7 protein-coding genes and 2 pseudogenes are annotated in these 7,169 nt (G+C 68.7%); 3 read left to right on the top strand and 6 right to left on the bottom strand.

What is annotated here, in order from left to right; all coding sequences use genetic code 11:
- Positions 1-910 precede the first annotated feature (910 nt).
- Together R4P95_RS31370 and R4P95_RS31365 are read left to right on the top strand one after the other, a co-directional pair.
- Positions 911-1,240, top strand: a pseudogene (locus tag R4P95_RS31370) (radical SAM protein); the annotation flags it as partial.
- A pseudogene (locus tag R4P95_RS31365) lies at positions 1,240-1,473 on the top strand (PhnD/SsuA/transferrin family substrate-binding protein); the annotation flags it as partial. The pseudogenes R4P95_RS31370 and R4P95_RS31365, both read left to right, overlap by 1 nt.
- 50 nt (positions 1,474-1,523) lie before the next feature.
- On the opposite strand, the gene R4P95_RS31360 reads toward R4P95_RS31365, so the two are convergent.
- The 4 genes from R4P95_RS31360 to R4P95_RS31345 all read right to left on the bottom strand — a co-directional run bounded on the left by R4P95_RS31360 (position 1,524) and on the right by R4P95_RS31345 (position 4,818).
- Complete coding sequence (locus R4P95_RS31360; protein WP_317747652.1) at positions 1,524-1,838, bottom strand: hypothetical protein; 315 nt, start codon at positions 1,836-1,838, stop codon at positions 1,524-1,526.
- 62 nt (positions 1,839-1,900) lie between these two features.
- Positions 1,901-4,078, bottom strand: a complete 2,178-nt coding sequence (locus R4P95_RS31355; protein ID WP_317747653.1) for a cation-translocating P-type ATPase — start codon at positions 4,076-4,078, stop codon at positions 1,901-1,903.
- Entirely contained in the window at positions 4,071-4,457 is a 387-nt protein-coding gene (locus tag R4P95_RS31350; protein ID WP_317747654.1) for a DUF3703 domain-containing protein, read from the bottom strand. The genes R4P95_RS31355 and R4P95_RS31350 overlap by 8 nt, the downstream gene beginning before the upstream one ends.
- A gap of 31 nt (positions 4,458-4,488) precedes the next feature.
- Positions 4,489-4,818 (bottom strand): winged helix-turn-helix domain-containing protein, encoded by a 330-nt coding sequence (locus R4P95_RS31345; protein WP_317747655.1) that lies wholly within the window; start codon positions 4,816-4,818, stop codon positions 4,489-4,491.
- A gap of 86 nt (positions 4,819-4,904) precedes the next feature.
- Here R4P95_RS31345 and R4P95_RS31340 point away from each other — a divergent pair, with 86 nt between their 5' ends.
- Positions 4,905-5,537: a class I SAM-dependent methyltransferase gene (locus R4P95_RS31340; RefSeq protein WP_317747656.1), complete on the top strand. Its 633-nt coding sequence runs from the start codon at positions 4,905-4,907 to the stop codon at positions 5,535-5,537.
- 50 nt (positions 5,538-5,587) lie between these two features.
- Here the strand turns inward: R4P95_RS31340 and R4P95_RS31335 are convergent, their stop codons facing one another.
- Together R4P95_RS31335 and R4P95_RS31330 are read right to left on the bottom strand one after the other, a co-directional pair.
- Positions 5,588-6,001: a Rieske (2Fe-2S) protein gene (locus R4P95_RS31335; protein ID WP_317747657.1), complete on the bottom strand. Its 414-nt coding sequence runs from the start codon at positions 5,999-6,001 to the stop codon at positions 5,588-5,590.
- Positions 5,998-7,146 carry a ZIP family metal transporter gene (locus R4P95_RS31330; protein WP_317747709.1) on the bottom strand — a complete coding sequence of 383 codons (1,149 nt, stop codon included), beginning with the start codon at positions 7,144-7,146 and terminating at the stop codon, positions 5,998-6,000. Before R4P95_RS31330 ends, R4P95_RS31335 begins: the two co-directional genes overlap by 4 nt.
- Between the last annotated feature and the right edge of the window lie 23 nt (positions 7,147-7,169).

The raw sequence follows: 7,169 nt of genomic DNA, 5'->3' as shown, positions 1-7,169 counted from the left end.
GCGCTGCTCCCGGCGCTTCGCGCCGGGAGACGGGGCGAGTCGCTTCGCTCCCCGCCAGGGAGCCGCTGCGCGGCTCGCAGTGGGCCCATTCGCGTTGCCGTCGATCGAGTCGCTTCGCTCCTCTGAGTTTCCGAGATTAGGTTCTTACCTGCGCTTTTCATCGTCCCGTTCGATCCGGTCCCCCACACCCCAACGGGGCTGGGGGGCGGGAGGGTGCGCCCGACCCGCCGCCCACTCGCCTTCCCGCGCCGCTCCATCTCATACCACAGCATACCACCCCACCCCCACACAACCCAAAATAGTCGAAAATCTCAAAAATCCAAAACTGTTCTTCAACAATCGATTCAGAACCTTACAACCTGAAGTTTGTGCACAAGACACGTAAAAACTTATTCACCAATTGATTACCCAATCATGTTGCAAATTAACATCTTTCAAAAATGGCTCAAAACCGGAGGAAACAGACACCCGCGCGCGCCCGCCGACACCCGGCGCCGGCACTCCCCCGACACATCGCCGGCACCCCCACATCACAAACCGGGGCCATGTCATCACACCAGGTCACAGCACCATTACGGCCCCACACAGCACACGGCCCCGCACCCCGGAAGTCGGGTGCGGGCCGTACACGGAGAGAGGTGAACTATGCCGCAGGGTCCAGCCAGGGCCGCCCGTCGCGGCCCTGGACATAGACCCCCGGCGGGCTATCGAGCACACTGAGCAGCAACTCACGCGCCGCCGGAGAGGCACCAGCGAGCATCTCGTCCCGGTCCTCGAGGACAGGTGCCGCAGCGTCTCCGTGAACTCATCGGCGGACCAGACTCAACGCCTGGCGGGCCTCGTCGATCCGCAAACCCGAGTACCGGCTGTGCCGAATCTTCACCTCCTACCCGGATGGGTAGGTCTTCCGGTGCCCCTCCGTTCTAGGCGCAGGGGAAGAGTGCGGCGGCGGTGGTGCGCCCACAGTGGAAACACCATCGTCCGGGAGGACGTCGACGCCGCCGACACCGGGACGCTTCTCGTGCGGCGCGGGCACGCACCCGACCCGCGCGAGGCGCTCGGTCCCGACCGGATGCCGGGCGCACGGCTGTGGCTGTACACCAACTTTCACTGCAACCTCGCCTGCGACTACTGCTGCGTCTCCTCGTCCCCGCACGCCCCCCGCCGTGAACTCGGTGTGGAGCGGATCGCCCGGCTGGTCGCCGAAGCGGCCGAGTGGGGTGTCGGCGAGATCTACCTTTGCGCACCGTCATGCAGACCGACGGCCACGCCACACCGCTGGCGCAACGCGACACCGACACCACCTTCAGCACCGTGTTTGTGGCCCCACCCGGCAGTTCCATCACCGGACCCGGCGAGTTCGCCGGGACACGCCTGGCCCTGGGATCGGCCGACTCCGCACACGCGGCGATCCTGCCGCTGCACTACCTCGCCCAGGCGGGGATCCCACCCACCGAGCTGTCGATCAGGAGACACGCGGAGCGTTGACATGGGGATAGTGCGCGGCGTTGAAACCCTCCCGATCAGGCCCGGGGTGGTCGGCGTAGCTCGCGTCGTAGTTGAGCGAGGGAGGGTGTACCGGACAGGCCCGATTCGCTCACATACATTCGGCAGGACAGTCCGACAGTGTTCGCGGGGGATGCGAACGGGTCTGTGCCGTCGATCAGGATGGTCGGTGAACCCGTGAAATGACGGGCGTGCGCAGCAATTTCGGTGTCGATCACCGTCGTGTGCACCTCGACATCGATCAGCCCTTCGAGGACCAGAGCCGCGTCGAGCAGAGTTCGTGCCGCTGCTTCGTGCGGGCAACCCGGAACGACCAGCAGTTCCACGTTCATGACATCGACCGTGCCGTTCCGGCGAGCGCTTCGACGAGTCAGCTCTGGATCCTTTTCGCCGCTTATGGGTGCTCCGACCCATTCGTCCGCATGACGCCCTCCGGTGCCGGTGTCGGGGCGCAGCAATCACATCCGTCGTCCTCGGCGTCTGCCGACGTTGGCGGGGCGAGCGGAGTCAGGTTGAGCAGGTTCGGCCCGGCCGCCGTTGTATGTGCAGGTGTGGTGGTGCGGGTGCGGGCCGATGCGCAGCAGAGGTCGTCTGGGGTGTGGACTGCGGGTGCCACGCTCACATGCACCGCACCGGTGGTGGTGGGTGCGGCCGTGAGCCCGGGCAGGGCGGTGGCCTTGGCGGCGCGGATGGCGTTGCCGATGACCAAGACTTCGGCGAATTCGTGGATGAACACCACGGTCGCCAGGCCGAGGACACCGGTCGCGGCCAACGGGATGAGCACACCGATGATGGCCAGGGACAGCCCGATGTTCTGGAGCATGATGCGGCGGGCGCGGCGGGCGTGCGCGAGGACCTGGGGCAAATGGCGCAGGTCCTCCCCCATGAGCGCGACGTCGGCGGTTTCGATGGCGACGTCGGTTCCCATGGCGCCCATCGCGATTCCGATGTCGGCGGTGGCGAGTGCGGGGGCATCGTTGACGCCGTCGCCGACCATGGCGATTCTCCGGCCTCCGGCGAGTGCGGGGAGCAGAGCTGCTTTGTCTTCGGGGAGCAGTTCGGCGTGCACGGTGAAGATTCCGGCCTGGGCGGCGAGTGTCTCGGCGGTGCGGCGGTTGTCGCCGGTCAGCATGGCCACGTCGATGCCCAGCCCCCGGAGTCGATGGACGGCTTCGGGTGCCTCGGGGCGCAGTTCGTCGCGGACCGCGATGGCCGCGATGACGGTGGTGTCTCGTTCGACGAGCACCACGGTGGCGCCGTCGCCCTGGAGGTGGGCGATGTCGTCGGCGAGATCACCGGGGTCGATCCATCCGGGTTTGCCGAGGCGAAGCGGGATTCCGTCGACGGTGCCGTGCAGCCCGTGTCCGGGCACGGCGGTGACATCCTCGGCGGCGGTGACGTCACCTGCTGCGGTGAGGATGGCCTGCGCGAGGGGGTGTTCGCTGCGGGCTTCGAGCGCCGCGGCCGCGGTGAGGGCGTCGTGCTCGGATACCCCGTTTCGGGTGATCACCGCGATGACCTGCGGGGTGTTGCGGGTCAGGGTGCCGGTCTTGTCGAGCGCGATGACTCGGATGCGGCCGAGTTCCTCGACTGCGGCTCCGCCCTTGACGAGGGCGCCGTGTCGGCTGGAGGCGCCGATCGCGGCGACCACGGTCAGCGGTACGGCGATCGCCAGGGCACAGGGGGAGACGGCGACGAGCACGACCAGGGCCCGCTCGATCCACAGCATCGGATCGCCGAGCAGGGACCCGAGGCCGGCGACCAGGGAGGCGAGGATCATGATCGCCGGGACCAGGGGGCGGGCGACCCGGTCGGCGAGCCGTTGTCCGGCACCCTTGCGTTCCTGGGCCTCCTCGACGATGTGCACGATCCGGGCCAGCGAGCTGTCGGCGGCGAGTGCGGTGACCTGCACCTCGACGGCGCCGCCGCCGTTGATCGCCCCGGCGTGGACCTCGTCACGGGGGCCTGCCTCGACGGGGACGGATTCGCCGGTGATCGCCGACAGGTCCAGGCTGGTTCGTCCGGACCGTATCACCCCGTCGGTGGCGGCCCGCTCGCCGGGCCGCAGCACCATGATGTCGCCGATGGACAGCTCGTCCGGGGCGAGGATGATCTCGGTGCCGCCGCGCAGGACCGACGCGGTCGGCGGCACGAGGGACAGCAGGGCGCGCAGTCCGCGGCGGGTGCGGGTCACTGCGTAGTGCTCGAGGCCTTCGGCGATGGAGAACAAGACGCCGAGCATCGCCGCTTCGGGGATCTGTCCGAGTCCGACCGCGCCGATGGCGGCGATCGTCATCAGGGTGCCGACCCCGATCCGGCCGTGCCGAAGATTCCGCACCGCCCCGGGAACGAAGGAGACCGCGGCGACCACGGCGGCGAGCAGTGCGAGCAGTGTTCCCAGCCGCTCGGATCCGGCTGTGCCGATCAGCCATCCGGCGCCGAGCAGGACCGCGGCGATGACCGCGTACTGCAGCTCGCGGACCTGCCGCAGCCGTACCGGACCGTGATCGGGGGTCGCCTCGTCGGCGGGGTTCGGCCTCGCGGGTGCGGGCCCGCAGCATGCGTCAGCCACCGTTGACCTCCGAATTCTGTGCGCTGTCGGTGGCGGAACCGCCCGCGAGAGCGGCAGCCAGATCCGCCGGTATCGGCATCGGTGTCATCAGCCCGGCGGCGGTGCGCCCGGTGTTGCCCTCCGGGTAGCGGCCACTGAGCGACCCCGGGGCCGCCACGATGATCCGCAGGACCTGCCCGAGTGCCTCCCGGCGATTGTGCTGGCGCAACGCAAGAGCGAGCATCGCGACATGGTTGCGGGTGTGCAACCACGGGTGCGGTTGCGAGACGATGTGCGCCCGTTCGAGATGCGACCAGCGCAGCTGCGCGTCGGGAGTCTGTCGCGCAGCGGTCATTTCACGCTCGTAAAGGTCCCGCACGGCGGGGGTGAGCTTGTGCATGTCGGTGCCCTTCGGTTCGCATGAGGAGCGATCAGCAGCAGTTGTCGGTATCGGCGGCCGGGCAGCAGGTCGGGTCGACCGCGAGGACCAGGCCGATGAGGTCGTCGAGGGCCCGGCCGATCCGCGGATTGGCCAGCTCGTACCGGGCCCGGCGGCCTTCGGGAACGGCGACGACGAGGCCGCAGCCGCGCAGGCAGGACAGGTGGTTGGACAGGATCTGCCGGGACACCCCGATCTTCTCGGCCAGATCCGATGGATACCCGGGACCGCTGCGCAGGCTCAGCAGGATCTGCGAACGGGTCGAATCCGACAACGCGTAGCCGAATCGAGAGAGCGCGTCGCTGTGCACCAGGGTCTCCATAACCCTGACGTTACAGAAATATCTGTATTCAGGTCAATATGTATGGTTGAGTGGGTCAGGCCACACGACGACGGCTGGAGGCCGTGATGCGTCAACCCGGAAATGCCAAGGTCGAGAAGGTCTTCGACACGATGTCGCGGCACTACGACACGCAAATGGGATTCTTCGAACGGTTCGTGCTCGGACCGGCTCGGCAGTGGGCGGTCGCGCAGGCCAGCGGGCGGGTGCTCGAGATCGCAGTCGGGACCGGCCTGAACCTGCCGCTGTACGGGCCGCAGGTCGAGAAGGTAGTCGGTGTCGATCTGTCCGAGGGGATGCTCGACGTCGCCCGACGACGCATCGCGCAGGACCGGCTCGAGCGGGTCGAGGTGCGCCGCGGCGATGTTCAGGAACTCGACGTTCCGGACGCCTCGGTCGACACGGTGGTCTCGACGTTCACGTTCTGCACGATCCCCGACCCACTGCAGGCCAGTAAGGAAGCACTGCGGGTCCTGGTTCCCGGCGGGCGGATCGTCCTGGCCGAGCACGGGCCGGCGACCAACACGATCGGCCTCGCCCTGATGCGTGCGGTCGAACCGCTGTCCGTCCGCTTCGGCACCGACCACCTGACCCGAGATCCTGCGCCCTATCTCGAGGAGGCCGGGTTCACCATCGACACCGTGCACCGCAGCGGCAGGGGCGGCGTCGGATTCCGCATCATCGCCCACAAACCTGCCTGACACGCAGGCAGGCCGCGAACGCCGACGGGGCAATGCCAGTGGTGGTGTGGTCAGCCGATGCTGAGGACGTCCCCGGTGCGCGTGACGGGGTGCGCGTCCAGGGGTTGCTGGGCGGGCCGGCGGACCACGGAGCCGTCGGTGATGGAGTAGCGGCTGCCGTGGCAGGGGCAGTTGATGGTGCCGTCGTGGACCTCGGACACGCTGCAGCCCTGGTGGGTACACACCGCGGAGAAGGCCCGGAAGACACCCGCCTGCGGCTGGGTGATGACCAGTTGTTGCTGCGGGAGGACGATCCCGCCGCCGACCGGGACATCGGAGACAGCGATCCGCGCCGAATCCGCCTGATTGTCACCGGCGGTGGCCGCCCCGGTGCTGCAGCCGGCGGCCGCGAGGCAGCCGGTGGCACAGGCGGCGGCGAGGAAGGTTCGGCGCGGCATCCCTGTGGGCGATGGGAGGGTGCTCATGCGGGCACCGCCAGAGCGGTGACGAACATCAGGAGCATTCCGGTGCCGATGCCGACGAGCACCCACGGCCCCGACCCGGTGCGGTCATCGCTTCGCAAGGACGGGACGATCTGGATGATCACCTGGATGATCGCGCCCACACCGACACCGAGAAGCAACGCCGAGACCTCGGTATTGCTTACCCCGGCGCCGAGGATCGCACCGAGGATGGCCGGTGCACCGGCGAGCATCCCCAGCCCCAGCAGTGTCGGCACGGAGGTGCGCCGACGTGTGAGCGGGGCGATAATGGCCAGGCCCTCGGTGGTGTTGTGCAACGTGAAGCCGATCACCAGGAAGGCTCCGAGGGCGAGTTCCCCGACCGCGTAGGCCGATCCGATCGCCAGGCCCTCGCCGAGGTTGTGCAACCCGATACCGGCGGCGATCATGACCGACAACCGCAGCTCGGACGCCCCGGCGGCGTCGGCGCGCGCACGACGGGCCCGCAGGTACCGGTCGATTCCCATGAGCGTGAGGATGGCCGCGGCCGCGCCGAGGACGACGAGGGTGGTGCCACCGAACGCCCCACCGGAGGCCGCCGCCAGCTCGAGTCCCTCGCTGGCGCCGTCGAAGGCGAGGAAGACGAGCAGACCCACGGTGACGGCGAGCACGAACTTGACCACCTCCGCGCTCGCCCGGCGCATCACCGGGAGCAGCAGCATGCCCAGCAGGACCGGGATGATCCCCACGTAGAGGCCGAGCAGCGCCATGGTTCCGAAGAACGCCGCCCCCGGCTGCGGGGTGTCCACCGCGGCGGGGATTTCGTGTTCGATGACCAGTCCGGTGTTGGTCAGCATCGAGATCAGGTAGGGCTGGCCGGCGATCCACGGGTAGTCGAGCGTGATCGTCTCGGAGTCCAGCCGCCCGAGGGGCTCCTCGGCGCCGTCGAGGTCGACGAAGGCGTCGTTGACGAACACCTGCGCGACGGTGACCGGATCGGGGCCGACGTTGCGCAAGGTCAGACTGATCTGTCCCGGCTCGAGGACGGTGCGTTCGACCGCGATGTTCTCGATCGGCGGGCCGGTGCGCTCGGGCAGGCTCTGCCCGGCGAGCATCGCCAGCGCCGCCAGGGCGGCGACGATGATCGCCACCACGCCGACGCCGCGGATCCACGCGCCGCCGCGAGTGGTGC

Source organism: Rhodococcus sp. IEGM 27, from assembly GCF_033142305.1.
Taxonomy (GTDB): Bacteria; Actinomycetota; Actinomycetes; order Mycobacteriales; family Mycobacteriaceae; genus Rhodococcus_F; species Rhodococcus_F oxybenzonivorans.
This window is presented reverse-complemented; position numbering and strand designations above follow the sequence as displayed.

What these genes read in the sequence shown, in the direction of transcription:
- R4P95_RS31360 (WP_317747652.1), bottom strand. Translation starts at nt 1,838, where the DNA reads ATGAACGTGGAACTGCTGGTCGTTCCGGGTTGCCCGCACGAAGCAGCG.
- R4P95_RS31350 (WP_317747654.1), bottom strand. Translation starts at nt 4,457, where the DNA reads ATGCACAAGCTCACCCCCGCCGTGCGGGACCTTTACGAGCGTGAAATG.
- R4P95_RS31345 (WP_317747655.1), bottom strand. Translation starts at nt 4,818, where the DNA reads ATGGAGACCCTGGTGCACAGCGACGCGCTCTCTCGATTCGGCTACGCG.
- R4P95_RS31340 (WP_317747656.1), top strand. Translation starts at nt 4,905, where the DNA reads ATGCGTCAACCCGGAAATGCCAAGGTCGAGAAGGTCTTCGACACGATG.
- R4P95_RS31335 (WP_317747657.1), bottom strand. Translation starts at nt 6,001, where the DNA reads ATGAGCACCCTCCCATCGCCCACAGGGATGCCGCGCCGAACCTTCCTC.